This window comes from Candidatus Aalborgicola defluviihabitans (genome assembly GCF_016705985.1).
GTDB classification, from domain to species: Bacteria; Pseudomonadota; Gammaproteobacteria; order Burkholderiales; family Burkholderiaceae_C; genus Allorhodoferax; species Allorhodoferax defluviihabitans.
Genome location: NZ_JADJKN010000023.1, coordinates 99,945 through 126,086 on the forward strand (window position 1 = coordinate 99,945; position 26,142 = coordinate 126,086).

21 protein-coding genes are annotated in these 26,142 nt (G+C 58.6%); 11 read left to right on the forward strand and 10 right to left on the reverse strand.

Annotated elements, in window-relative coordinates:
• Positions 1–9 precede the first annotated feature (9 nt).
• Both IPI80_RS16400 and IPI80_RS16405 read left to right on the forward strand, forming a co-directional pair.
• A complete protein-coding gene (locus tag IPI80_RS16400; RefSeq protein WP_413862014.1) occupies positions 10–1,110 on the forward strand; it encodes a sensor histidine kinase in 1,101 nt (366 codons plus the stop codon).
• Positions 1,107–1,856: a LytR/AlgR family response regulator transcription factor gene (locus tag IPI80_RS16405; protein ID WP_413862016.1), complete on the forward strand. Its 750-nt coding sequence runs from the start codon at positions 1,107–1,109 to the stop codon at positions 1,854–1,856. Before IPI80_RS16400 ends, IPI80_RS16405 begins: the two co-directional genes overlap by 4 nt.
• 33 nt (positions 1,857–1,889) lie before the next feature.
• Here the strand turns inward: IPI80_RS16405 and IPI80_RS16410 are convergent, their stop codons facing one another.
• Complete coding sequence (locus IPI80_RS16410; protein ID WP_413862018.1) at positions 1,890–3,314, reverse strand: FAD-binding oxidoreductase; 1,425 nt, start codon at positions 3,312–3,314, stop codon at positions 1,890–1,892.
• A gap of 50 nt (positions 3,315–3,364) precedes the next feature.
• Here IPI80_RS16410 and IPI80_RS16415 point away from each other — a divergent pair, with 50 nt between their 5' ends.
• A complete protein-coding gene (locus tag IPI80_RS16415; protein WP_413862020.1) occupies positions 3,365–3,946 on the forward strand; it encodes a cob(I)yrinic acid a,c-diamide adenosyltransferase in 582 nt (193 codons plus the stop codon).
• 79 nt (positions 3,947–4,025) lie between these two features.
• A complete protein-coding gene (locus IPI80_RS16420; protein WP_413862022.1) occupies positions 4,026–6,137 on the forward strand; it encodes an acetoacetate--CoA ligase in 2,112 nt (703 codons plus the stop codon).
• On the opposite strand, the gene IPI80_RS16425 is transcribed toward IPI80_RS16420, so the two are convergent.
• Positions 6,090–8,171: a M3 family metallopeptidase gene (locus IPI80_RS16425; RefSeq protein ID WP_413862024.1), complete on the reverse strand. Its 2,082-nt coding sequence runs from the start codon at positions 8,169–8,171 to the stop codon at positions 6,090–6,092. The two genes, IPI80_RS16420 and IPI80_RS16425, sit on opposite strands and share 48 nt — an antisense overlap.
• A gap of 424 nt (positions 8,172–8,595) precedes the next feature.
• On the opposite strand from IPI80_RS16425, the gene IPI80_RS16430 reads away from it, so the two are divergent.
• From IPI80_RS16430 to IPI80_RS16445, 4 genes are read left to right on the forward strand one after another with little or no spacing between them, the layout of a single operon-like run.
• Entirely contained in the window at positions 8,596–9,306 is a 711-nt protein-coding gene (locus tag IPI80_RS16430) for a MotA/TolQ/ExbB proton channel family protein (RefSeq protein WP_413862026.1), read from the forward strand.
• Positions 9,307–9,339: 33 nt separating this feature from the next.
• Positions 9,340–9,771, forward strand: coding sequence for an ExbD/TolR family protein (locus IPI80_RS16435; RefSeq protein ID WP_413861662.1), 432 nt, complete (start codon positions 9,340–9,342; stop codon positions 9,769–9,771).
• Positions 9,772–9,802: 31 nt separating this feature from the next.
• Positions 9,803–10,231 carry an ExbD/TolR family protein gene (locus IPI80_RS16440; RefSeq protein WP_413862028.1) on the forward strand — a complete coding sequence of 143 codons (429 nt, stop codon included), beginning with the start codon at positions 9,803–9,805 and terminating at the stop codon, positions 10,229–10,231.
• Positions 10,228–10,875, forward strand: a complete 648-nt coding sequence (locus tag IPI80_RS16445) for an energy transducer TonB (protein WP_413862030.1) — start codon at positions 10,228–10,230, stop codon at positions 10,873–10,875. Before IPI80_RS16440 ends, IPI80_RS16445 begins: the two co-directional genes overlap by 4 nt.
• Positions 10,876–11,268: 393 nt before the next feature.
• Here IPI80_RS16445 and IPI80_RS16450 read toward each other — a convergent pair whose 3' ends face one another.
• From IPI80_RS16450 to IPI80_RS16485, 8 genes are all read right to left on the reverse strand, one after another.
• Positions 11,269–14,346 (reverse strand): TonB-dependent receptor, encoded by a 3,078-nt coding sequence (locus IPI80_RS16450; RefSeq protein ID WP_413862032.1) that lies wholly within the window; start codon positions 14,344–14,346, stop codon positions 11,269–11,271.
• 29 nt (positions 14,347–14,375) lie between these two features.
• Positions 14,376–14,591: a hypothetical protein gene (locus tag IPI80_RS16455; protein ID WP_413862034.1), complete on the reverse strand. Its 216-nt coding sequence runs from the start codon at positions 14,589–14,591 to the stop codon at positions 14,376–14,378.
• A gap of 85 nt (positions 14,592–14,676) precedes the next feature.
• Positions 14,677–15,675, reverse strand: a complete 999-nt coding sequence (gene oppF / locus IPI80_RS16460; protein WP_413862036.1) for a murein tripeptide/oligopeptide ABC transporter ATP binding protein OppF — start codon at positions 15,673–15,675, stop codon at positions 14,677–14,679.
• Positions 15,672–16,688 carry an ABC transporter ATP-binding protein gene (locus tag IPI80_RS16465; RefSeq protein WP_413862614.1) on the reverse strand — a complete coding sequence of 339 codons (1,017 nt, stop codon included), beginning with the start codon at positions 16,686–16,688 and terminating at the stop codon, positions 15,672–15,674. Before IPI80_RS16465 ends, oppF begins: the two co-directional genes overlap by 4 nt.
• 18 nt (positions 16,689–16,706) lie before the next feature.
• On the reverse strand, positions 16,707–17,594 hold the full coding sequence (locus IPI80_RS16470) for an ABC transporter permease subunit (protein ID WP_413862615.1): 888 nt from the start codon (positions 17,592–17,594) through the stop codon (positions 16,707–16,709).
• A 68-nt stretch (positions 17,595–17,662) separates the two neighbouring features.
• Positions 17,663–18,583, reverse strand: coding sequence for an oligopeptide ABC transporter permease OppB (gene oppB, locus IPI80_RS16475; protein ID WP_413862038.1), 921 nt, complete (start codon positions 18,581–18,583; stop codon positions 17,663–17,665).
• Positions 18,584–18,597: 14 nt separating this feature from the next.
• The gene (locus tag IPI80_RS16480) at positions 18,598–20,208 is read right to left on the reverse strand and encodes a peptide ABC transporter substrate-binding protein (protein WP_413862040.1); all 1,611 of its coding nucleotides are present in this window, start codon (positions 20,206–20,208) and stop codon (positions 18,598–18,600) included.
• Positions 20,209–20,356: 148 nt separating this feature from the next.
• A complete protein-coding gene (locus tag IPI80_RS16485) occupies positions 20,357–22,168 on the reverse strand; it encodes an ABC transporter substrate-binding protein (RefSeq protein ID WP_413862042.1) in 1,812 nt (603 codons plus the stop codon).
• A 100-nt stretch (positions 22,169–22,268) separates the two neighbouring features.
• Here IPI80_RS16485 and IPI80_RS16490 point away from each other — a divergent pair, with 100 nt between their 5' ends.
• The 3 genes from IPI80_RS16490 (at position 22,269) to IPI80_RS16500 (ending at position 26,009) form a co-directional block, all read left to right on the forward strand.
• Complete coding sequence (locus tag IPI80_RS16490) at positions 22,269–23,207, forward strand: ABC transporter permease (protein WP_413862043.1); 939 nt, start codon at positions 22,269–22,271, stop codon at positions 23,205–23,207.
• Positions 23,204–24,262 carry an ABC transporter permease gene (locus tag IPI80_RS16495; RefSeq protein WP_413862045.1) on the forward strand — a complete coding sequence of 353 codons (1,059 nt, stop codon included), beginning with the start codon at positions 23,204–23,206 and terminating at the stop codon, positions 24,260–24,262. The genes IPI80_RS16490 and IPI80_RS16495 overlap by 4 nt, the downstream gene beginning before the upstream one ends.
• Positions 24,263–24,326: 64 nt before the next feature.
• Positions 24,327–26,009 (forward strand): ABC transporter ATP-binding protein, encoded by a 1,683-nt coding sequence (locus IPI80_RS16500; protein ID WP_413862047.1) that lies wholly within the window; start codon positions 24,327–24,329, stop codon positions 26,007–26,009.
• The last annotated feature ends 133 nt before the right edge of the window (positions 26,010–26,142 follow it).

Below are 26,142 nucleotides of genomic sequence, written 5' to 3' on the forward strand. Positions count from 1 at the left end.
GCAGGCGCCATGACCCCAATCACCTCCAGCACGCGCCGCCTCGCGGCCTATGTGGGTGTCTGGCTCATTGGCGGTTGTGCGCTTGCCGGCGTGTTTGTCAACGCTGAACTGGCGCAGTGGCAACCAGCGCTCGTATTTGCCCTTCCGATGGCAGTGTTCCTGGGGTTTGTTGCCGCTTCGGCCTACTACGTGTGCCGTTCAGTGGTGCTGACGCAGCGCGGTGGATTTCAGACCGTAGTGGTATTTGGCGCCTCGTCGGCCTTGGCGGCATTGTTGTGGGCGCTGATGTGCCACGGGTGGAATACGTTCGGTGCGAGCCTGCTGGCGCTGGCAGGCGCGGCGTCCCCAAGCGGGGTGACGCCCTCCAGCGCCGTCCTGGTTGCCATGCCCCGTACGGTGGCGATTCTGCTCTTGCTGGTGGCCGGCGGGCTGTATCTGATCTCCTTGCTGATCCATGACATCTGGCTTGCCGCCGACCAGTTGCGTGCGGCCCAGGGGCGCGAAGCGCGGTCGCTATTGCAGGCCCGTGATGCGCAGGTCCAGATGTTGCGCACGCAGATCAACCCGCACTTTTTGTTCAACAGCCTGAACTCCATCAGCGCACTCACTTCGCAAGACGCGGTTGCTGCACGGGCCATGACCCTGGAGTTGGCGGCCTTCTTTCGGCAGACGCTGGCGGTGGCAGAAAAGGAGTGCATTGCATTGGCCGATGAAGTCGCGCTGTGTGAACACTTTTTGGCGGTTGAGAAAATTCGCTTTGGCCACAAACTGCGCACCGACATCACTGTGTCGCCTGCGGCCAACGCTGTATTGATCCCACCCATGCTGTTGCAGCCCTGCCTGGAGAACGCGATCAAGCATGGTGTGCGGCATCTGGTTGGAGGAGGCTGTGTAACACTGCACGCCTTTGTGCAAGAGCACTGGCTTTATGTGGCGATTGAAAACCCCGTGGACCCGGACGCGGCGCCGGGCATAGGCACCGGCACGGGCCTGGCCAACATCAAAAAGCGACTGGGTACGCTGTACGGTGAACGTGCACGGATGGGGTGGACACGCCATCCAGATCGCTTTGCGCTTGAAATTGTCCTGCCCATGCAGTTTGCGCCGTGAACACCACCCAACCACCCCTGCGCATTTTGATTGTGGACGATGAGCCCCTAGCCCGGGGTTTGATCCGCGAGTACCTGGCGCACCACCCGGACTTGGTCATCGTGGGCGAATCGGAGCATGGCCTGCAGGCCGTAGTGGACATCACTGCACTTGGCCCGGACCTGATTTTTCTGGACATTCAAATGCCCAAGCTCAATGGCTTGGAAGTGCTGGAACTCACGGGACGCAGAACCGGCGTCATTTTCACCACGGCTGATGACCAGCACGCGCTCAAAGCATTTGATCTGCACGCCGTGGACTACCTGCTCAAGCCGTTTTCACAACAGCGCTTTGACGATGCCCTGGCCCGTGCGCGCCAGGCCGTGGCACAGGTGCAGCCCGGGGTTCAAAAACTGCTGGTGGATGCCAGCCAGCGTCTGGCCCGCATTCTCATTCGGGACCGCAACCAGGTGCATGTGATCGCGGTGGAGACGGTGGAGTATGTGCAGGCGCAAGACGACTACATCAGCATCCGCAGCGCCGGGCGCGACTTCCTGAAGACACAGTCCTTGGCGGAGTTGGCCACGCAGCTGGACCCGGCGCAGTTTGTGCGGGTGCACCGCTCATACCTGCTTAACATGGTCTATTTGCAAAGCCTGGAGCGGTCCACCAAAGACAACTTTGTTGCCGTGCTACGCGACGGCCAACGCATCCCTGTCAGCCGCTCCGGGTACGAGCGTTTGGACATGTTGTTGAATGGCCGCTAGCCCTCGTAAAATATACATAGTTCGCTATCGAAGTTATAGTGAAAAGATTTTTCCAGGGTTCAGAATATTGAGCGGGTCCAGTGCCCGCTTGATGGCGCGCATCATGTCCACCGCGCCTTCTCCCGTTTCGGTTACCAAAAAACCCTGCTTGTGCAGGCCCACGCCGTGTTCACCGGTGCAGGTGCCACCGAGTGCCAGTGCGCGCGCTACCAGTTGGTGATTCAGGCGCTCAGCCGTTTCGCGTTCGGCGGGAATGGTGGGGTCAATCAGGTAGCCCATGTGGAAGTTGCCGTCGCCCACGTGGCCGACCAAAAAGTAGGGAATGCCGGCTTCTTGGGCCTCGGTCACGGAGTCCAATAACGCATCGGCCAGGCGCGAGATCGGCACGCAGGTGTCGGTGGTAATGGCCTTGCAGCCGGGGCGCGACTGCACACCAGCAAAGTAGGCGTTGTGCCGCGCCGTCCACAGGCGTGTGCGCTCCTCGGGCGTGGCCGCCCAGGAAAAGGCGCTGCCGTGGTTGTCGGCAGCAATAGCCTGCACGGTTTCCACTTGCTCCTGCACGCCTGCCGGTGAACCGTGGAACTCCATTAGCAGCATGGCACTCTCGGGCAGGCCCAGCTTGGAGTGCTGATTGACCACCTTGACGGTGGTGGAATCCAACAACTCGCAGCGCGCAATGGGTACACCCAGCTGGATGATCTGGATGGTGGTGTTGACCGCATCGGCCAGCGACGCAAAGCAACAGGTCGCCGCCATCACCGCCTCGGGTAGCGGATAGAGCTTGACGGTGATTTCGGTGATGACGCCCAGCGTGCCTTCGCTGCCCACCATCAGGCGGGTCAGGTCGTAGCCGGCGCTGGACTTTTTGGCATGGGTGCCGGTGCGAATCACCTCTCCGCTGGCCGTGACTACTTCTAGCGCCAGCACGTTTTCGCGCATGGTGCCGTAGCGCACGGCGTTGGTGCCGCTGGCGCGGGTGGCGCTCATGCCGCCAAGGGTGGCGTCGGCACCGGGGTCAATCGGAAAGAACAGGCCGGTGGACTTGACGGCCTCGTTGAGCTGCTTGCGGGTTACGCCGGGCTGCACGGTGACGGTCAGGTCTTCTGCATTGATGCTGAGCACCTGGTTCATCTGGCTCACGTCCAGGCTGATGCCGCCTTCCACCGCCAGCAGATGGCCTTCCAGCGAGGTGCCCACGCCAAATGGAATCACCGGCACGCGGTGTATAGCGGCCAGTTTGACGACCATGGCAACCTCATCCGTGTTCTGGGCAAAGACCACGGCACCGGGTGGTGGCACATCGAAGGGCGATTCGTCGCGGCCATGCTGTTCGCGCACCACCATCGCGGTGGAACAGCGTGCGCCAAAGTGCGCTTGGAGCGCCTCAATCAGTGCGGCAGGCACGGGCCGTTGGTTGACGGTGGGCAGCAAATGCAATGGGGAAGTAGGGGCATTCATGCTGTCAGTTTACGATGGAGGGCAATTTTTGTCCTTTCACGGAGTTGACCATGGGCAACCGCCTCTCACAAATCGCCACCCGCACCGGGGATAACGGCACCACTGGCCTGGGTGACAACACCCGTGTCTCCAAAAACAGTCTGCGTGTGCACGCCATGGGGGATGTGGACGAGCTCAACTCGCACATTGGCCTGTTGCTGTGCGAAGGCATGCCCGACGCCGTGCGCAGCCTGCTGGTGGAAATCCAACAGCAACTGTTTAACCTGGGGGGGGAACTGTCCATCCCCGGATTTGAATTGCTCAAACCCGAGGCCCTGCTGGCGCTGGACCAGGCGCTGGAAGACCACAACGCCAACTTGCCGCGCCTGCAGGAATTCATCTTGCCAGCAGGCACCCGCGCCGCAGCCCAAGCCCACATTTGCCGCACCGTGGCACGCCGCGCCGAACGCGCGGTGGTGGCGCTGGGCGCAGAAGAAGCATTGAAGGAAACGCCCCGCCAATACCTTAACCGCCTGTCGGACCTGATGTTTGTGCTGTCACGCGTGCTCAACCGCTACCGCACCGACGGCAGCGTGGGCGATGACGTGTACTGGAAGAGCGAAAAGCTGGCGCGTGCAGCGGCAGAAGAGTAACTGTCACCAGTGCGTCTGATAGCCGGGGGACTGGCGTGCAACACTGTCACTCCACGATAGGGTGCCTTTAACAAGAACCATGTCCCAGACCAGCAAAACTTCCCCCGGCATTGCCCCCAACACTCCCCAGATTCGCATCTACCAGGACTGGCTGCGCACGAATAGGGGCCTGAGCTTTGACGGTTACAACGCCTTGTGGCGCTGGTCGGTTACCGATCTGGATGCCTACTGGCAAAGCATTTGGGATTACTTTGACCTGCAGTCGCCCACGCCGCATACCGCAGTGCTGGCCAAGAACGTCATGCCGGGTGCCGTGTGGTTTCCAGGCGCGCAAACCAACTATGCCCAGCAAGTGCTGCGCCACGTGGACGCGGCGCACGCCGCCGGTTTTGCCGCCGTTATCAGCCGCAATGAGCGGGGTGACCATGTTGAATTGAGCTGGCCCGAACTGCGCCGCCAGGTAGCCTCGCTGGCGCTGCACTTGCGTGAACAGGGCGTGCAGCCGGGCGATCGCGTGGCGGCCTACCTGCCCAATATCCCCGAGACCATGGTGGCGTTTCTGGCCACTGTCAGCATTGGCGCGGTGTGGAGCGTGTGCGCCCCCGACATGGGCACCAACGCCGTGCTGGACCGCTTTCAACAGATTGAACCCAAGGTGCTGATTGCCTGCGACGGTGTGCGCTACGGCGGGCGCGACTTTGACCGCATGACCGTGGTACAGGAACTGTGCAACGCGCTGCCTACGGTGCGCCACATCATCCTGCACGATAACCTGGGCGTGGCCGATGCACCGCAACATGCTAGCTTTTCGATAGCTGCATGTGACCGTTTCGCGAGGGCTAGCGCCAGAAATGATGCAGAGACTGCCGCGTTTGAGCCAATGTGGCTGGCGTTTGACCACCCGCTGTGGATTGTGTATTCCAGCGGCACCACGGGCTTGCCCAAACCCATTGTGCACGGCCATGGCGGCACGGTGCTGGTGGCATTGGCGCTCAAGACCCTGCACAACGACATTGGCTGCAGCTACAGCGCCAACAACTGGGGCGAGCGCTTCCACTGGTACAGCTCAACGGGTTGGGTGATGTGGAACGCCCAGGTTGCCGGTCTGCTCAATGGCACCACCTGCGTCTTGTTTGATGGCAACCCCGGTCACCCCGACTGGACCACGCTGTGGCGCTTTGCCGCCGACACCGGCGTGACCTACTTCGGTGCTGGCGCCGCCTTTTACGCCAACTGCATGAAGGCCGGCGTGGACCTGTCCACCTGTGGTGACCTGTCCGCCGTCCGGGCCCTGGGCACCACCGGCTCGCCCCTGTCGTCCGATGCGCAGAACTGGGGCACCGACCAGTTCCGCCACATCGCTAAAACCGAAGCCCAACGCGACATCTGGTGGTGCAACATCAGTGGAGGGACGGACTTTTGCGGTGCCTTTATCGGCGGCAACCGCGAACTGCCGCAAGAACCCGGCGTCATGCAGTGCCGTCTGCTGGGCTGCGCGGTAGAAGCCTGGGACGAGGCTGGCGAACCGGTGCAAGGCGAGGTTGGCGAGCTGGTCTGCAGCCAGCCCATACCGTCCATGCCGCTGTACTTTTGGGGCGACACCGATAACGCGCGCTACCTGGCCAGCTACTTCGAGATGTACCCCGCAGGCCACGGCCGCAAGCCCGGAGGCGGTGACTGGAATGCTGAGGCCGGCGGTGTCTGGCGCCATGGCGACTGGTTGCGCGTGGGCACCCAGGAAGCAGGTGGCGAAGGCTGCGTGATTTTTGGCCGTAGCGATGCCACCATCAACCGCCACGGCCTGCGCATGGGCACCAGCGAGCTGTACAGCGCCATTGAGGTTCTGCCCGAGGTGGTGGACAGCATGGTGGTGGACCTGGAGTATCTGGGCCGCGAAAGCTACATGCCGCTGTTTGTGGTGCTGCGCCCAGGCCTTACGCTGGACGCTGCTCTGCAGCGCAAAATTGTGGACGCCATCAAGACCGCGCTGAGCCCGCGCTTTGTGCCCAACGCCATCTTCCAGGTGGACGAGATTCCGCGCACGTTATCGGGCAAGAAGCAGGAGCTGCCAATCAAGAAACTGCTGCTGGGTCAGCCCCTGGAGAAGGTCGTCAACAAAGACGCCATGGCCAACCCCGGCTGCCTAGATTGGTACGTGAACTTCGCCGCTCAGCAGGCCGCGCTTGTGTAGCATGGGCAGCACCTGCGGGTCGCGTCCGCGAAAGGCACGGTAAGCCTCTGCCGGCTCCTGGCTGTTACCAGTGCTGTAAATGGTGCGCAACAGGCGTTCGGCTGTGGTGGCGTCAAAGGCGTCGCCGGTCTCGGTGAAAGCGGCAAAACCATCTGCCTCCAGCACCTCGGCCCACATGTACACGTAGTAGCCAGCCGCATAGCCGGAACTGGCAAACAGGTGCTGGAAGTGGGCCAAATAGTGCCGCTGGCCAATGTCTTCGGGAATCCCCAATTTAGCGCATTGCTCGGCCTCAAAGGCCGCCACGTCTACTGGTGTGCCGTTGGGCAGCGCGTGCAGGGCCATGTCGATCAGGGCCGGGCCGGTGTACTGGATGGTGGCCCAGGCCTGGTCAAAGCGCCGCGCACGCAGCAGCTTGTCCAGCAGCGCGGCTGGCAGGGGCTCGCCGGTTTGGTAGTGGCGGGCGTGGCGTTGCAATACCTCGGGCTCCAGCGCCCAGTTTTCAAACAATTGTGAGGGTAGCTCTACAAAATCACGCAGCACCCGGGTACCGGCCAGGCGCTCGTAGCGCACGTTGGACAGCAGGCCATGCAATCCGTGACCGAATTCGTGGAACAGCGTGCGCACGTCATCAAAGCTCAGCAGGGTGGGGCTGGCCTTGGCGAAATTGTTGTTGTTGATGACGATGGGCAAGGTGCCGCCACTATGGCCAGACTGGCTGCGGAACACGCTCATCCAGGCACCGCTGCGCTTGGTGCTGCGGGCAAAATTGTCGCCAATGAAGATGCCGACCAGCGCATCGTCGGCGCCACGCACTTCCCACAGGCGGGCGTCCGAGTGGTGCAGGGCAATGCCGTGTTGCTCCACAAAGCGCAAGCCAAACAGGCGCCCAGCGCAATCAAACATGGCCGCAATCATGGCGTCCAGCGAGAAGTAAGGTTTAACTTCGGCATCGTCCAGGTCAAAGCGCTGCGCGCGTACCTTGTGGGCCAGGTAGCGCCAGTCCCAGGCGGCCATGGGGGTGGGCTCACCTAGCGCACGGGCCATTTCGGTGAGGGCTTGGCGGTCCACCTCGGCGTGCGCCTTGGCCGGCTCCCACGCTTGCTGCAGCAGGTCGAGTACCGCCGTGGTTTTGCCGGCCATGCGATCCACCAGTTCATAGTCGGCGTAGCTGGCAAAGCCGTGCAGGGCCGCCTGCTCTTGCCGCAGCGCCATGATCTCTGCCGCCACCGGGCGGTTGTCGTGTTCGCCCTCGTGGGCACCCCGGGCAGTGCGGGCGCGCCACAGGGTTTCACGCAGATCGCGCCGGCTGGAGTAGATCAAAAAAGGCTCGGCCAGCGAGGGCGACAAGGTGATGGCATACACATCGTCGCCCAGGCCGCGTTGTTGTGCAGCCGAGCGGGCGGCAGCGCGCACAAAATCGGGCAGGCCGGCCAGATCAACCTCGGTGCGCAGTTCCAGTGCGTAAGCAGCTTCTTCGGCCAACACATTCTGGATGAAGCGCGTGTGCAGCGTGGCCAGTTCGGCCATCACTGCGCTGTAGCGGGCGCGGGCAACACCGTCAAGCCGGGCGCCCGCGCGGGTGAAGTCCAGGTGCACGCGTTCCAACAAGCGCAACTGGTCGGAATCCAAACCCAGTGCGTGGCGATGTGCGTGCAAAGTGTCAATGCGGGCAAACAGCGTGGGGTGCATGTACATCGCGCTGTCGTGGGCGGCCAAAAGTGGGGCAATCTCCCGTTGCGCCGCCTGCAATGCTGGCGACGTTTCGCTGGCCGTCATGTTGTGGAATAACAAGGAAATAAGGTTCAGCAAGCGACCGCTGGCATCCAGGGTGGCGAGCGTGTTATCAAAGGTGGGCGGATCAACACGATTGGCAATGGCATCAATTTCATTGCGGTGCTGCTCCAGTGCGTGATCCAATGCCGGCCCGAAATGGGCCGCGTCCAGCTCCCTGAAAGGAGGCAGTCCATATGGCTGAACCCAGTGTTGCAACAGCGGATTGGCAAAGGCTTCGGAGCGATGGGAGGTGGGCATGCCGGTGTTCCTGGCCAGTGGGCTAAAGCGCAGAATTTTACGGAAGGACTGGCAACCGGAGTGCCAGCACAGCCGTTGCAGGCAGGGGCAATGGCGCCACCGAGTGGAAACCCTGATAGCGAAAACGCTAAGTAAGGTTCTGTAAGCTTATCGCAAAGGTTCCTTTAGGCAAATTACAATCGGCCTTCTCAAATTTAGCAGTTACGGACGCTGCGCCCCGGATTCCGACCCGGAATTCACCCGCCAGTTAGTAGTTTTTCTATAAGGAAATGATTGTGCATATGAAGTTCAAAGTGCTTGTTCGCGCCTGGGTATTAGCCATGGGCCTTACATTGGTTGGCACTGCCAGCCTGACCGCTCCTGCCTTGGCCCAAACCGCCGCGCCTGCTGCTGAGCACCCGCCGCGCCCGCTGCTGAAGTCAAGATGGACGTTCCTGCAGCCGCACCGGCCGCCGCCAAGGCCGCCGTTGAAAGCACCGACAACCCCTATGGCATTGGCGCCTTGTGGAAATCTTCTGACGCTGTAACCAAGATCGTTTTGTTGATATTGGCCGTCATGAGCATTGGCAGCTGGTACATCCTGGTGGTCAAGATGCTGGAGCAGCGCAAGGTCAGTGGTTATTCCCGTGAAGCGGCAGAGAAATTCTGGGGTGCCGGCACTGTGGCCCAGGGTGCCGCTGCTCTGAGCAAAGACAGCCCCTACCAATTCATTGCCGCCTCGGGCGTGGAAGCGACCAAGAAGCACAGCGGTCTGATGGGCCACATTCCCCTGGCCGACTGGATCAGCATGAGCATCCAGCGTTCGGTGGACCGCGTTAACCGCGAAATGCAAGGTGGCCTTTCCTTCCTGGCCACTGTGGGCTCCATTTCTCCCTTCGTCGGTCTGTTCGGTACCGTGTGGGGCATCTACCACGCGCTGACCGCCATTGGAATTTCCGGCCAAGCCTCTATCGACAAGGTGGCCGGCCCCGTGGGTGAAGCACTGATCATGACCGCCATCGGTCTGGCCGTGGCCGTTCCCGCTGTGCTGGCCTACAACTGGCTGGTGAGCCGCAACAAAGGTGTGATGGACGACGTTCGCAGCTTCGGCAGCGATTTGCACGCCGTATTGCTGGGTTCGAGTTCCAAGAGCTGATGCGTTGCGTACCGTACGCAGAAGGATGGCTCTATGTCAATGAACGTAGGTAGTGCAGACGGTGACGAAGATGCTGTAATCGCAGCCATCAACACCACGCCCCTTGTGGATGTGATGTTGGTTATGCTGATCATCTTCCTGATCACCATTCCAGTGGTGACCACCTCCATTCCCGTGTCTTTACCCAAGGAACGCGTGGAAATTCGGGAAACCAAGCCCGAAAACATCATCATCTCGGTAGATACGACTAACAACATCTACTGGTATGACCAGAAGGTATCCGATGTCGAGGCGCTGGTAGAGAAACTGAAAAAAGTTTCTACCGTCAAGCCTCAGCCCGAAGTGCAAATTCGCGGTGATATGGCTTCCCGCTACGAGGGTGTTGGCAAGATTCTTTACGCTTGCCAGCGCGCGGGTATTGTCAAAGTGGCGTTCATCACTGAACCGCCAGCCCTGGGCGGCTGAGGCCGCACCAGGTTTTGGAAGGAATCACTATATGTCTATGAATGTAGGATCGGGCTCGGGTTCCGAGGAGCCAGAGGTGATGATGGATATCAACACCACGCCGCTAATCGACGTGATGTTGGTACTGCTGGTGATGTTGATCATCACCATTCCCATCCAGTTGCACGCTGTGAACCTGGATATGCCGGTCGGCACGCCGCCAGCTAACAACATCAAGCCTGAGAAAGTCCAGATCGATATCGATGAAAACAGTGTCGTGTACTGGCAGGGCGTGGCGGTGACTGCCGCTGAACTGGAGTCCGATATGGACGCCATCAGCCAGTTACCAACACAACCTGAGGTCCATATCCGGCCCAACAAGGGGTCGCGTTACGCGGTGTTTGCCAATGTCTTGTCCACGTCCAAACGCAAGGGCCTGACCAAGATGGCAGTAGTTGGAAGCGAGCAGTTTATCCAATGAACACGCTCGGCTTACATCCGGTCTACAAGCCCCGGGATCCATCACGACGCTACAAAGGCATCGTGATAGTTATCGCACTGCACATCTTGATTGGCTGGGGCATCATCTCCGGCACCGCGAAGAACGCGCTGATGATCTTGAAGAAGCCACTCGAAGCGGTGGTGATTCAGGAGGTCATCATTCCGCCGCCGCCGCCGCCGCCGCCCAAGCAGATCAAGCCGCCGGAAGCACCGAAGGTAGAGGCGCCGCCACCACCTTTTGTGCCACCACCGGATGTGCCGCCACCGACAACCAGCACGGCGCCTACCATCGTCTCGGTAGCGGCACCGCCACCTACACCGGCAGTGATTGCGCCACCAGCACCCGTGGCACCGCCCAAACCAGCGCCCAACCGCGCGGACTTGCGGGTGGCTTGCCCCACGCAGGTGGCGCCCGAGATGCCCCGCAAGGCTATCCAGGATGGTAGCGAAGGCGTTGTGCGTGCCCAGGCGTTGGTTAAGGATGGTGCCGTTAAGGAGGTCACTATCCTGTCCGGACCACGGGTATTCCATGCAGCTGTGAAGGCAGCCATGATGCAGTACAAGTGCACTCAGGATGCCACCGAGATCCTGGCGACTCAGGAGTTCGTGTTCAAGATTGAGTAAGTGTTTTGGGTTCCGGCTGTCAATGCCGGACAGTTTTATTGAAAAGGCCACCGCACGGTGGCCTTTTTTTGTGGCCGGAAATTGCCCGGACATCGCGAGCGCCGCATAAAGCTTTGGGGTTGGTGATGGTGGGGGTGAAGCGCTGGCAGGCGGGTGTTGAGCAGCAGCGTAGTCAACGGCCCACCCTGGGTACTTGATTCACAATGGTCTTGGCATGCAGTGGCGTCAAGCGCAACTGAGTTTGCAGCAGGACAGTACCAACTATTGGAGTATCGTCAATCAGCACTGCTTGCCTCACTCTCGACAAGATAAATCACGGACGACGCCGGGGCAAAGAAAAAGCCCCTCGGACCGCGGTCCGAGGGGCTTTAGAACGACTGATTCAGATGACTATCAGAACTTGTAGTCGTAAGAAGCGGTCAGCTTGACCGAGCGCGGTGCGGTGTAGCTCTGCACTTGGCCGTAGGTCGATTGCACGGTAGAAGAGCCGCGAGCGTGCATGCGTTCTTCAATGGCTTCAACAGACTGGTTGTTGAACACGTTGAAAACGTCCATCTTCAGCGACAGGCCCTTGGCAAAACCTGGCTTGTAAATGAAGTTCAAGTCCAGCTTCATGTCAGCGTCCAACTCACCGAGCGAACCACGGGGAGAAGGTTGGCCTTGGCAGAAGAAGTACGCAGAACCGTAACCCGAGTAGTTGGTGACTGGGTCACCAGGAACGAAGGGCGCATCGCTGCCAACTGGGGCAGGCGCATTGCCGATGCAGTTACGCGGACGGCCCGATGCCCACAGGAAGTTGCCACCAAAGCCCCACTCCGGGGTCAGTTGGTAGTAACCAAACAGCTTGACCTGGTGCTTACGCTGGTTTGGCAGAGGTCCCTGGGAGTTCACGCTGAATTCAGGGAAGTCAAAGGCTTGTGATGTAGATACATCAGCCTGGCCGATGTCGGACAGCAGCTGGCCTTCAAAGTTACCTTCGTTGCGGGAGAACGTGTAGGTTGCCTTGCCATACCACTTGCCATCAAACGGATGCTCTGCAAACAGGTCCAAAGCGATGTACTTGCGATCCACTGGTGGGAAGCCGAGGTCGGCAGCCGTCAAATGGATGCTTTCCAGCTTGCCGTCGCCGTTCAGATCGAGATTGAATGTGTTGTCCTCACCCGGATTGAACAGTGCGCAGTTGTAACCCGCCCAGTTACTTGCATCGACGCCATTGCGAGCAGCCCATGCATAGAAAGGACGGTCATCACAATGGTCATCAATGGCCGTGCGCAGGGTACGGTAAGTGAACTTGGCACCAATATTCAGGTTCTTGGAAACAGCCTGCTCAAAGCCGAATGCCAATTCGTCCTGGTAGTTGCCCTTCATGTCCTGGGCGGCCACTTCACGCGGATCCTTGGCCTGGCCCAACTCGTTGTTAGCCGAGTAAAACGGGCTGATGGCTGTGAGGCCGGTAGGCATACCATTGGCATCGATGCCGGTGTACACGTAGTCGGTCTGTGCATTCAACGAAGAACCGGCTCCGCGGACTGCCACGTTGGTTGGCAGTGGCACGTGGTAGCGGCCCAGGTTACCGAAGACCTTCAGAGACTGGTCACCTTTGGCATCCCAAGTTGCTCCGAAACGGGGGGCAATCTGGGTAGGCATGCTGACGTAGGACTTGCCATCGCCGTTTTTGTTGTCAAAACCTTCGTTACGCAGGCCCAGGGACAACAACACAGTGGGAGTGATTTGCCAGCGGTCTTCGATGTACTGCGCGGTCTGGTCAACGGTTGGTGTTGACTTGGTCGCACTCACAACGCGCTGTACATAGTAACCTTGCTGCGCCAGGGGGTTACCGACAACGCTGCTGGTGGGTTGGGTATGTATGTCTGGCTGGGTCAGCGGATCGGTCTTCAGGTACACCCACAGATTGCCACCGGCAGTGCTTGCACCTGCCAGGGAATCGATGGTGTTCTTCTCAATACCAACGCGCAGGGTGTGGTTGCTGTTTGCCTTCCATTCCACATCCAGGCGAGCGCCTTTGTTGGTGTCAAACGCACCAGGAGTCAGAATATTGCCGGTGGTACCTTGCAGGATAGGAACTACGCCGAGCGACGGAGGGGTATTTCCACTGGGAGCGGAAACTTGCGCAATGGTGGGGTTGTAGCCAGCCGGGGTCTGCTCGTGGGGAGTGCGGGTGCGTCCCAAAACGGCTGTCAAGGTCAGGTCGTCGGTCAGATAGCCCGTGTACTTCAGGATGTCGACTTCAGCGCCTTGTTGCGATGCAACAGGTGTAGGGCCCCAGTTCAGGTAGTCAGCGCCGCCACCAGGCGCATTGGTGCGCTGCAGGGTCCCGAAGTTAAAACCGGAATAGGTACGATTGTCCTGAACCTTGTCGGAAATACGGGTGTACTCCAGATGGTTTGCGTCGGTTACGTTCCAGTCCAACTTCAGCAAGTAGCGAGGGGTCTGTACCACACGGTCTTGCCACGAGGCTGTCGAGACGCTACCGGCAGCTGCCGTGTTGGCCAGACGGTTGTTGCTAAAGGTGCTGCGGGCATATTCGCCCGAGAAGAACATGAACAATTTGTCCTGAATCAGCGGACCACCGATATAGCCGGAAACGGTCTGGTCAGTCTGTTCGTTGGCTTCGTTATAGAAGCGCAGTTTGCCGTCCAGAGGAGTGCCATTGCGCTCGTAATAGATGTTTTTCTGAGAAGCACGCAGGTTGTTGGGCGAAATGGAGTACGAAGCACCCGCCATCCAGTCGTTGGTACCGCTCTTGGTCACGATGTTGACCACACCGCCGGTGGAACGACCGAATTCAGCGCCGTAGCCGCCGGTCAGAACCTGGGCCTGGGAGATGGAGTTGAATGGCAGTTGGGAGAATCCAACCTGGGTCAGCAGGGTTGTGACGGGGAAACCATTGATGTAATAAGCGTTTTCAGAGGCGCTGGAACCACCAAAGCTGGGAGCGTTACCGCCACCAAAGCGGGAGTCACCACGGGTCGTATTGGGTGCGAGCTGAATAACCGCGCCGACGTTGGCCGCCACTGGCACTTTAGCCAAATCGTTGGCAGTGAACACCGTGGTGGAGCCCATCGATGCCATTTCGATCTTCTTGGCACTACCGACAACCGTGACGGTCTTCAATGAGGTGCCCAGGCTGACATCGGTACCGAGACCGACGCGAACTTCAATGTTGTCGTTGCTATTAACAACTTTGCCATTGACCAACGCTTCGGCCTTGTAGTTACCGGTTGCCATGGAAGGCGCACTAAAGCGACCGTTAGCATCTGGTGTCAGTACTCGGCGAGCGCCCGTGTCCTTGTTGGTCAGGACCACGGTCACGCCAGGAGTCATGTCTACGGTGCCAGACAGGCTACCGGTTGCATTGGACTGTGCCATGGCCCCGGTGGATACCGTTGCTGCAATTGCCAGCAATACGGCATGTGCGAACACGGTCCGCTTGAAAGTTTTTCGACCCATAGAGATATCTCCAAAAAGTTTCGGGAGTCTCATTCCTCCCTGTCAATGGTTTGACGGCCAACACGCCCTCGTATGGGGGTTTTTGTAAAACCACCAATCCAAGAAAGTGCGGACCCACTTACAGTTTCATCAGCTATTTGTGACTGAGGACCCGTTTCAGCAAAAAACGGACCCGGCAGAAAAATAACTTCCGTACGCCATGTTAAAAAGGCCGTCAGTGTTTTGTAAATAAGGAGTTTCAGCAAAAGTTTCCATACTGTTACATAAGTACAACGAATAGATACAAATACTGTTTGACCGTCATCCCAACCGAGGTGAAGGGACGCCCACTCAACTCAAAATACAGGCAGATTGAGTTTCGGTTGTGATCACGCGCAGGGCCGGCACTGCCAGTGCACATTCGGCAATGGCCTTGGGGCAACGCGTACGGAACACGCAGCCGGAGGGTGGATTGATGGGTGAAGGTAAGTCACCTTGCAGTAATTGCAGCGATTTGCCGCGTTCCACGCGTGGGTCCGGAACGGGGATGGCAGACAACAATGCCTGCGTGTACGGGTGACTCGGGGAGTCATACAGCGCATGCTTTTGTGCCAGTTCCATGGCCCGGCCCAGGTACATAACCATCACCCGTTGGCTGATGTGTTTAACCACGGCAAGGTCGTGCGCGATAAAGATCAGCGCCAGGCCCATTTCTGCCTGCAACTCCTTGAGCAGGTTGATGATTTGCGCTTGAATGGAAACGTCCAGAGCCGACACCGGTTCGTCGCAAATCACGACCTTTGGCTTCAAAATCAGCGCCCGGGCAATGCCGATGCGTTGGCATTGGCCACCCGAAAATTCATGCGGGTAGCGGTTGATCTGCTGCGCAGTCAGTCCGACCCGCAGCATCATGGCCAGCACGCGTTCGTTGTGCTCTGCGTTGCTCAAACCAGGAACGTGGGTGCGCAGCGGTTCGCCAATGATCTGCGCCACGGTCATGCGTGGGTCCAGCGACGCCAGTGGGTCCTGGAAGATCATTTGAACGGCTTTGCGTTTGGCTTGCCACGCTTGCGCACTGGCGCCACGCATTTCGTCGCCGTTCCAGACCACGCTACCGTCTGTGATGGGGACCAGATTCAGCAAAGCCCGGGCCAGGGTCGACTTGCCACAACCGGACTCGCCCACAATACCCAAGGTCTCTCCGGCGCGCAGCTCAAAGGACACACCGTCCACGGCCTTGAGAAACCGGGTAGGCGTCCAGGGCCACGCGTTGTCGCCACGAATCGGAAAATGAACCCGCAGGTCCTTGACCGCCAGTAATGGCTGGTTGGGGGTCAGTGCATCGGTCATGCACGGGCTCCTTGTTCCATTTTCAGGCGTTCCAGATTGCGTGTCACGTCGTCAATACCCAGGTGGCAGGCACGCAGCACCTGGGCATCGTGCGCTGCAGGTGCAAAAGGCGGTCGTTCAGTGCCGCATTTTGGCAATGCCATGGCGCAGCGCTCTGTAAAAGGGCAACCCGCCGGTAGTTTGGCCATATTGGGAGGTGCGCCGGGAATCGCCAGCATGGGGGCATCGCCACCTTCGAGCCGCGGTACGGCGGCCAAAAGACCCGCGGTATAGGGGTGGGATGGCCGGTAAAAGATGGCGTCGGCATTGGCTTGTTCCATGACCTGGCCACCATACAACACCATGACTTCATCACACAGTCCGGCCACTACGCCCAGGTCATGGGTGATCATGACAATGGCGGTGCCAAAGTCCCGCTGCAGTTCACGCATCAGAATCAGGATTTGGGCCTGCACGGTGACATCCAACGCGGTCGTGGGCTCGTCGGCAATCAACACGTCGGGCTCACACAGCAAGGCCATCGCAATCATGACCCGCTGGCGCATGCCACCAGAAAATTCATGCGGGTACATGCCGATGCGCCGTGCTGCTTCCGGCATCTTCACGGCGTCTAGCGCCTGCACTGCCTTGACGCGTGCATCCTTGCGGCTCATGCCTTTGTGGAACTCCAGCACTTCGGTCATTTGCCGCTCGACCGTGAGGTAGGGGTTCAGGGAGGTCATGGGGTCCTGGAAAATCATCGCAACCCGGTTGCCTCGGATGCGGTTCAAATCCGCTTTGGGCATGCTGATCAAGTCCTGCCCCAGGTAAAGCACCTGGCCGGTGGCTTGGCCGTTGGTGGCAAGCAAGCCCATCATGGCCAGCACGGATTGGCTCTTGCCGGAGCCACTTTCGCCGACGATGCCCAGTGTCTCGCCCCGGTCCAGGGTAAAGCTGATTCCGTTGACGGCACTGACCAAACCGTCCGGAGTCTTGAACTTGACCCCCAGTTGTTTGACTTCCATTAAATGCATGGGTGCGGTTGCCATACTTCAGCGGTCCTTGGGGTCGAGTGCATCGCGCATGCCGTCGCCAATGAAGTTAAAACAGTAAAGGGTGATTGAAAGCAGGGCACCCGGGAACAGCAGGATCCAGGGCGACACATCCATCACCTTGGTGCCGTCTGCAATCAGCACGCCCCAACTGGTCATGGGCTCTTGAATGCCCAGCCCCAGGAACGACAGTACCGACTCGGTCAATATCACTCCCGGTACGGTAACCGTGGTGTAAATCACCACGATACCCAGCAGGTTGGGCACGATGTGGCTGCTGATGATGCGCAGGGTGGGCACGCCAATGGAGCGGGCCGCTTCCACATACTCGCGTGAACGCAGCGACAGCGTTTGTCCGCGCACGATGCGCGCCATGTCCATCCACGAAAACGCCGTGATGGTGATCACCACCAGGTAGAACTCACGCCCCAAAATGGTTACCAGCAGAATTGCAATCAGCAGGTAGGGAATGGCATACATCATGTCCACAATACGCATCATGAATCCGTCCACCTTGCCGCCCATGAACCCCGCCACGGCGCCCCAAGCGATACCCACGGTGACCGATGCAACGGTAGCCAATACACCCACCATCAAGGAAATGCGCCCACCCATCAAGCTGCGCACCAGCAGGTCACGGCCTGAATCATCGGTGCCCCAGTAATGGCCATTGGTGATAGACGGAGCCGCACTCATGGCGTCCCAATCGGCGGCGTCAAAGTCAAAGGGCAGCACCCACGGACCAATGATGCAGGCCAGGATGATTAGTGTCAGCACGATCAGACTGATTGTGGCGGCCTTGTTGCGAAAAAAGCGCCTGCGGGCATCCGCCCAAAGATTGCGCGGTGGGTTGCCCGGTTCGGGCAACTGGCTCAGGCTGTTCACCATGCCATCGTGTTTTGCGGGTATCAGGGGATTCACGTTGGGTCCAATGTTCACGAATCGGCGCGGACCGATCAATAGCGGATCTTGGGATCCAGCAAGGCGTAGGCCAAATCGACCAGCAAATTCATGGTTACCGCCAGCACCGTTACCAGCACCACCAGACCCAACACCAGGGTGTAGTCGCGATTACCCGCACCATTGACAATGAGCTTGCCCAGACCGGGTAGCGAGAAAACAGTCTCGGTTACCAGTGCAGACGTGATTGAGCTGATAGCCAATGGTCCCAGGGTTGACACCACCGGCAGCAAAGCGGGTTTCAGTGCATGGCGCAAGACGACCACCCGTTCTGGCAGGCCCTTGGCCCTTGCGGTACGGATGAAGTTGCTGTGCATCACTTCGATCAGGCTGCCACGCATCACGCGGCCGATGGTGGCCACATTGATGAAGGTCAACAACGCCACCGGCAGCACCATGAACCGAATGGAAAAATTATTCCACCCGCCGGCGGGTAGCCAGCCCAGGCCAATGGCAAACACCAGTATCAACACCGGACCCATCACAAAGGACGGAAAGACGCTACCCACGTTGCTGATCAACATGACCACGTGGTCGACCATGCTGTTTTGTCGCAGTGCAGCCCAAATGCCGGCTGCCGTGCCAATCAGCAACGACAGCACCATGGCTGTGCCGCCGATAGCCAAGGAAATAGGTAATGCCTTGCCAACCAGTTCGTTCACGGTCCAGTCGGCGTAGCGAAACGATGCACCCAGATCGCCACCCAGCAGGCCTTTGAGGTACAGCAGGTACTGCTGCCACAGTGGTAAATCCAGATGGTATTTGGCCTGCAGGTTGGCCAGCACGGCAGCGGACACCTGACGATCCGAATCAAACGGGCCACCGGGTGTGGCATGCAATAAAAAATAGCAAACCGAGATAACTGCCAGCAGCGTCGGAATCGTCGCCAGAACGCGACGCAAGGTGTAAGTCCACATGGGAGCGACCTGACCTAGTGCTTGATGATGTAGAAGTCTTTGCTACGGTAATGATCCTGTGGATTCAATTCCGAGTAGCCACCCACATAGGGTTTGATCAGACGTGGCAAGGAATACTGCAACAGGGGAATGATGGGATAGCCATCCATGATCTTCTTGGATGCTTCGGTCAGAAGCGCCTTGCGCTTGACCGGGTCAGCGGACTGCGTTCCCTTTTGAATCAGGGCTTCGGCGTCGCGATCGCAATAGAAGTTGGTGTTCTGGTCCGAATCGCAACGCACCAACGCAAGGAACGTGGTCGCATCGTTGTAGTCGGCCAGCCAGCCTTGGCGGCCAATTTGGTATGCGCCATCATGGCGCTTCTTGGCCAGTACCTTGAACTCCATGGCCTCGGTTTCCAGGATGATCCCCAGTTTGGTCTTCCACTCGGAAGCAGCAAAAATGGCCATTTTTTTGTGGTAATCGCTGGTGTTGTACGAGAACGTGTATTTGGTGCCAGGCTTTACGCCCGCTTCGGCCAGCAGCTTCTTGGCCTCGGCCACGCGCTTGGCCATGGGCCAGGTCGACCATTCGTAGGGGGTGGGGTCGGCCCCCACAACGCCGGCAACAATCAGGCTATAGGCAGGTGCCTGGCCATCGGCGGTAACGCGTTTGGACAGTATTTCGCGGTCAATAACCATGGAGAGCGCCTTGCGCACCCGCACATCTTTGAACGCGGGGTCTTTGGTTTGAAAGTCGTAGTAGCGCAACCCGATGATGGCCTGGTTTCGCAGTTCCTTGGGGTATTGCGCCTTGTATTTCTCGAACACGCCTGGAGGCATCTGGTAGACGTAATCGGTTTCTCCCGACTCCCACAGTTTGATATCGGCAAACTGGTCTTCGATGGGCAAGTAGGTTACCTTGGTAAGTTGCACGTTGGCGGCATCCCAGTATTGCGGGTTCTTTTCGACCACAATGCGGTTATTCACCTGCCAGTCCTTGAGCACAAACGCGCCATTACCCACCGAATGCCCTGGCTTGACCCAGTCTTTGCCCCATTTCTCAATTGTGGCCTTATGAACCGGGCCCAATTGGGTGTTAGACACCAGTTCCGGCAGGAAAGCGACCGGGTCCAGGGTCTTGATCTCCAGCGTATGTTTGTCCAACGCCTTCACGCCCAATTCGCTGGTGGGTTTTTTACCTTGCGCGATTTCCAGGCCGTTGAGCAAAAAGACACCAAACGTGGTCGCATAGGGCGAGGCCGTCTTGGGGTCTACAAAGCGGCGAATGCCATAGACAAAATCGTCTGCCGTGACGGGGTCGCCATTGGAGAACTTGGCGTTGGTGCGCAGCTTGAAGACCCAGGTGGTGGGGTTGGTCTGCTTCCAGCTCTCGGCCACACCGGGGACAGTTTTGCCTGCGGTGTCGGTGGCCGTCAGCCCCTCGAACAAATCGCGCAAGATTTGGTTGGCCGGAACGGTCTCAGCCACGGCAGGGTCCATGCTCTCAGGCTCGGAGCCGTTGGAGCGGATAAAAGTTTGCGTGGGATTCAGTACGGTACCGGGCGGAATGATGGCAGCCAGAGTGGGGCCAGCTATGGCAAGGGTCAGGGCCGCTACGGCCGTCAGATTGATGCGCGATTGCATGGTATTCCTAATCGTGTGAGGACTGCCGGGGTTCGTTGTGCGAACGTCAGTCTGTCCCGCCGGGTTGCAAGATAAGCATTGGACGAAAGTGCAGGATTGTAGAGGCTGGCCCCACTTTCGCTGATGTGGGAATGGGCGGGTAAACCCTCTATGGCTTGGGTAGCTTACTCAGATCAATGTCAACGTAGCGCCAGAACGCGCGCGATGTTGGATGGCGGCGGTAACCGATTAGCCAAGGCTGCATTACATCGGTGCGGATGCGGTGGGTGTTGAACTTGTAAGGCATGTAGGCGACCAGGATTTTGACCATCTTCTGCATGATGGCCAGACGGTCAGGGCCATCGGGCATCACCACTTGCTGGCGGTAGAGTTTGTCGTACTCGTCGTTTTGGAAAGCTGCCAGATTGCCTTCAAACTTTTGCGGGCCGTAACCAAAATCCAGAAAACTACCTCCGTCTGGCGAAGAGGCTGAGTTGCCAAGCCCCCACATCATGACCTTGCCAGCACGGGCCGCCTTCAGGTTTTCGGGCCATTTGGCAGTCTTGAACACGACCTGGATGCCCACTGCTGTCATGCTCTTCTTCCACACTTCGTTGAGCTCGCGATCGGCCGCAGAAGGTGATGTGGCGTATTCCAGCACCAGTGGACTGCCGTCAGGCATGTCGCGCCAGCCATCGCCGTCTTTGTCCACATAACCAAACATGTCCAATAGCGCCTTGGCGCGTGCTGGGTTGTAGTCGCTCATTTCGGACTTGAACTTGGGATCGTAGCCCCAGGTGTTCGGCGGAACGACACCCTGGGCCGCTATGGCCTGGTTGCGCCGGGGCACGCGAATTTCTTCCTCCGTGTTGTAGGCCAGCGCAATCGCTCGGCGCAATGCTACTTTGTCGACAGTGTTGCCCCCAACCGTGGGATTTTCCATGTTGAAGTAGGAGAAGGTCACTTCAGGTGCAGCATAGCGTTCTATGCGTATGCCTTTTTTAACCAGATTGGGAGCCAGTTTGTTGTTGGGGATGACCTGGTTGGCAAATTGAGCGGGCAAGTACATCAAAAAGTCATGTTCATTGCCCAGGAACGAGAGCCAGCGCGGCTGCACTTCGTCAATGATGGAAATTTCCACCTTGTCCACGACAGGAATGCGTTTGCCCTTCATCTGTCGGTAGATTTCCTGAGACAGTTCGTCGTCGGCAGGTGGCTCCGCTTCGTAATACTCTTCGCGGAAATTCGGGTTTTTCACAAATGTGATCTTGGACGAGCGCGTCCACTGGTCCAGCTTGAAAGGCCCGGTACCCACCGGGTGCTCCATGATCTTGTCGCCATACTTTTCAACCACCTCACGCGCCACCACGCCTAGGACGCTGGACTCCGTCAGCAGGTAGATGAAGCGAGGTTTGGATTCCAGCATCTTGAACTGGATGGTGTAGCGATCCAGTGCGCGCAGCCCTTCAACATCGGTGTCATAGTTGAAGCTGGCACCCGGTTTTTCGGCCGCACGGCGCAGGGCATCCATGCCCAGCAGCTTGACCTCTTCCAGATCGGGATAGATCTGGGCCTTGGTCTTGGGATCAAAAATTCGTTTGAATGTGTAAACAAAATCCTGTGCGGTCAACTCACGCTTCTTGCCGCCAAAAGCGGGGTCATCGGCAAAGTAGATGCCAGGCTTGACCTTGATGGTGTAGTTCCTGAAGTCATCAGTGATGACTGGCATGCCGTCCGCTACATTGGGAATCACCTTGGCGGGCCGCGCTAGGTAGTCGTAGCGGTACAGCGCGTCAAACATGTTCTCGGTGGCCGTGCGCGAGTAGTAGTCTGAAATCTGCGCCGGGTCGAATCCGGTCTCGGCAATTTCAAATGCATAACGCAAGACCTTCGCAGCTTGTGGCTTGCTCGGAGTCTCCCCACTGGCGCCAAAACCCCAGCACAGCACTGCCAAGACCACGCCTATTTTTCCTAAACCCATAGTCACCCTCATACAAACACCAATGCCTAAAGCAAAACATGGAAGCATAATCCGCGCCTTGTTCCGCTGCATCAGCGTTTAACCTTAGTCTTCTCAATATATGCTTTCCTACATCCTGCGACGCATCTGGCAAATGCTTCCCACCCTGCTGGGGGTGATTCTGCTCATCTTCTTCCTGTTCAAACTGTTCGGGGGCGATCCAGTCGAAATCATGGCCGGATTGAAGGCCTCGCCCGAACGACTGGCTTCACTGCGGGCGCAACTGGGTCTGGACAAATCAGTCCCCGAGCAGCTTTGGGTGTTTGTGCAGCAGGTGTTCACCTTCAACTGGGGCAAGAGCTGGACCACGAACGAGGCCATCTCAGATATTTTTGCCACCCGCCTTCCTGCAACGCTGACGATCATGATTCCGATCCTGCTGCTGGAGGTGGTGCTGGCCATTGGCGCAGGTCTCGCCGTGGCCTATGTGCGTGGCAGCCTGACCGACCGTGCCATCATGATTGTCACCACTGTGGCACTGTCAATCAGCTTTTTGGTCTACATCATCGTCGGTCAGTACCTGTTTGGCTTTGTGCTGGGCTGGTTCCCGGTGCAGGGTTGGAGCAACAGCGTCTGGACGAACCTGGTGACCTATGCGCCTTTGCCCGTATTTTTGGCAGTGCTGGTCAGCCTGGCGCCGCAGACGCGTCTGTACCGCAGCTTCTTTCTGGATGAGATTGGCCAAGACTATGTACGCACCGCGCGCGCAAAGGGGGTATCGGAGAACGCCATTCTGTTCAAGCATGTGCTGCGCAACGCAATGATCCCCATTTTGACGAACGTGGCCACCGGCTTGCCGGGTGTGTTCATTGGCTCCTTCCTGATCGAAGTGTTCTTCTCCATCCCCGGGCTGGGGCGCGAGATTCTGGTGGCGGTCAACCGCAGCGATTACCCCGTGATTCAGGCTGCCACGGTGTATCTGGCCGCGCTGACGATGGTGATCAACCTGATCACCGATGTGTTGTACAAGTTTGTTGATCCAAGGGTGACGCTGAAATGAGTACCGATATTTTGCAATCGCTGCCCCAGTCACCCGGCGTCTGGAAGCAGGCGTGGTTACGCCTGAAGACGGACCGGGTCGGCATGGTGTCGCTTTACATCACCTTGCTGTTTATCGTACTGGTGCTGGCTGCGCAGTTGGGTCTGGTGGCCAAAGACTGGCAGAAAGAGGTGGCCGTGCCCTTTGCCGCGCCAACCCTGGTGGGCAAAATTGCCGATGGCACCCAGACCGCCATCGTGGAAACCGTTGCCGGACCGAATGTGGACATCAGCGACGTGGACCCCCTGGCACCGCGCTACAAGGAGTGGGACGAGCGCGCTGCCCAATTCAAGACTACGGTGACGGTGAAGGCCGACACGCTGCCCTTTGGCGCTGACCAGCAGGGTCGCGACGTGTTCAGCAAGGTGGTCAAAGGCGCGCAGGTGTCCATTACGGTTGGGCTGACGGCCGCCTTGTTTGCGACGCTCATCGGGACCGTTCTCGGGGCCATTGGCGGCTATTTCGGGGGACCCATAGGCGATTTTCTGGAGTGGGTTTACAACGTATTCACCGCGATTCCCTATATCTTGCTGGTGTTCGCGCTGGCGGCAGTGCTCAAGTCCGGGCCACTGGCAAGCACTCTGGGTAGTGGTGTCTGGACCGTGGTCATCATTCTCAGTCTTGTTGGCTGGACGGGCATCTACCGGCTGGTGCGCGCCGAGTACATGAAGCACCGCTCGCGCGAGTACGTGCGCGCGGCTGAAGCCATTGGTGCCAGCCATGCCTCGCGCATGTTTACCCATATCTTGCCCAACATCAGCCACGTGGTGCTGGTGCAGTTGAGCCTGCATGTGGTGAGCTTCATCAAGGCCGAGGTCATCCTGTCCTACCTGGGTCTGGGTGTGCCCATTGACATGGTCAGCTGGGGCACCATGTTGGCTGAGGCACAAACCGAACTGGTGCAGGGCAAGTGGTGGCAACTAGCAACCGCGACCCTGTTCATGGCCACCTTTGTCACAGCTTTTGCGCTGCTGACCGACGCCCTGCGCGATGCGCTGGACCCCAAATTGCGTTAACTTCTATGGGGGTCAGAGCACATTGCTTCGCAAGTGATCTGACCCCCGACTGACTAGGTAAGACATGAATAATCTGATCAGCGTTCAAAACCTGCAAGTTGCATTCCGCATGAGCAAAACCGTGACGGCACAGGCCGTCAAGGATGTGAGCTTTGACATTCCCGCAAACTCTACCGTCGCCCTGGTGGGCGAGTCGGGTAGCGGCAAGAGCGTGACCGCCATGAGTATCGTGCGCCTGTTGCCCGAAAACGCCATCATCGGTGCCGGCAGCAAAATTCTGTACGAAGGTCGCGACCTGTTGACCTCGTCTGTGGAAAACATGCGCGCCATGCGCGGGCGTGATATTTCGGTGGTGTTCCAGGAGCCCATGAGCTCACTCAACCCGGTGTTCACCGTGGGCGAGCAGATCGCCGAAGTGCTGCGCATCCACATGAAACTCAACCCCCGCCAGGCGCTGGACCGTGCGCTGGAGTTGATGACCGAGGTCGGCATTCCCAACCCCAAGGAGCGGCTCAAGTCCTATCCGCACGAGCTCTCTGGCGGCCAGCAACAGCGCGTGATGATTGCCATTGCCGTCGCCTGCGAGCCCAAGCTTTTGATTGCGGACGAGCCCACCACCGCGCTGGACGTAACCGTGCAACGCCAGATCACCGACCTGATTGCCCGCTTGCAACAACGCAAAAAAATGAGCGTACTGTTCATCAGCCATGACCTGGGTCTGGTGGGTGAAATCTCCAACCAGGTCATCGTCATGCGCCACGGCCAAGTGCGCGAAACCGGCGATGTGGAGACCATCTTCAATGCGCCCAAGGACAGCTACACCCGTGCCCTGATCGCCTGCCGCCCCAACCTGGACAACCGGCCCCGGCGCCTGCCGGTAATTGACGATTTCGTCAACAATCGTCCCATTGAAACAGTCCAGCGCGTCAGTACCACTGCCAGTGGCGAGCCGCTGGTGAACGTGAAGGGTTTGCGCAAAGATTACCGGCTCAAGAAGGGTTTATTCGGCCACACCATCTTCCCAGCCGTCAAACTGGCCGACTTCACCCTGTACAAAGGCCGTACCCTGGGCGTGGTGGGTGAATCGGGCTCGGGCAAGACGACCATCGGCATGATGCTCACTCGCCTGACGGAACCCACCACGGGCAGCATTCTGTTCGAAGGCAAAGACCTGACACACTTGAACGCCGACCAGATGCGTCCCTACCGTAGCCGCATTCAAATTATCTTCCAGAACCCCTATGCCAGCCTGAATCCGCGCTTCACCATTGCGCAGATTCTGATGGAGCCCATGCGCATCCACGGCATTGGCAAGGACGAAGATGAACGTGCCCGCATGACACTGACCCTGCTGGAAAAAGTGGGCCTGCCGCGCGATGCTTTTGGCAAATATCCGCATGAATTTTCGGGTGGCCAGCGCCAGCGCATCGCCATTGCACGCTGCCTGTCCATGAAGCCTGAGATCATCGTGTGCGACGAAAGCGTCAGCGCCCTGGATGTGAGCGTGCAGGCCACGGTGCTGAACCTGTTGCTGGATTTGCAGGAAGAGTTTGGCCTGTCCTACGTGTTCATCAGCCACGACCTGGCGGTGGTCAAGTACATGGCCGACGACATGCTGGTCATGAGCCAGGGCGAGATTGTGGAGCGCGGCCTGGCCGAAGACATCTACCGCAATCCCCAGCACCCCTACACCCAGCAGCTGTTGCAGGCCATTCCCCGTGGGCTGGTCGCTCGGGCAGCGGCGTAGGATTGTTATTCTGAAATGGTTAGTGGTCAAATCGACCGCTAGCCCTCGTGGAATGGTCGTATTAAGCTATTAATATCATAGTAATATCTGAATTGCAACTCAGGGAAGCGCTTTGCCGATTCAACCCTGACCG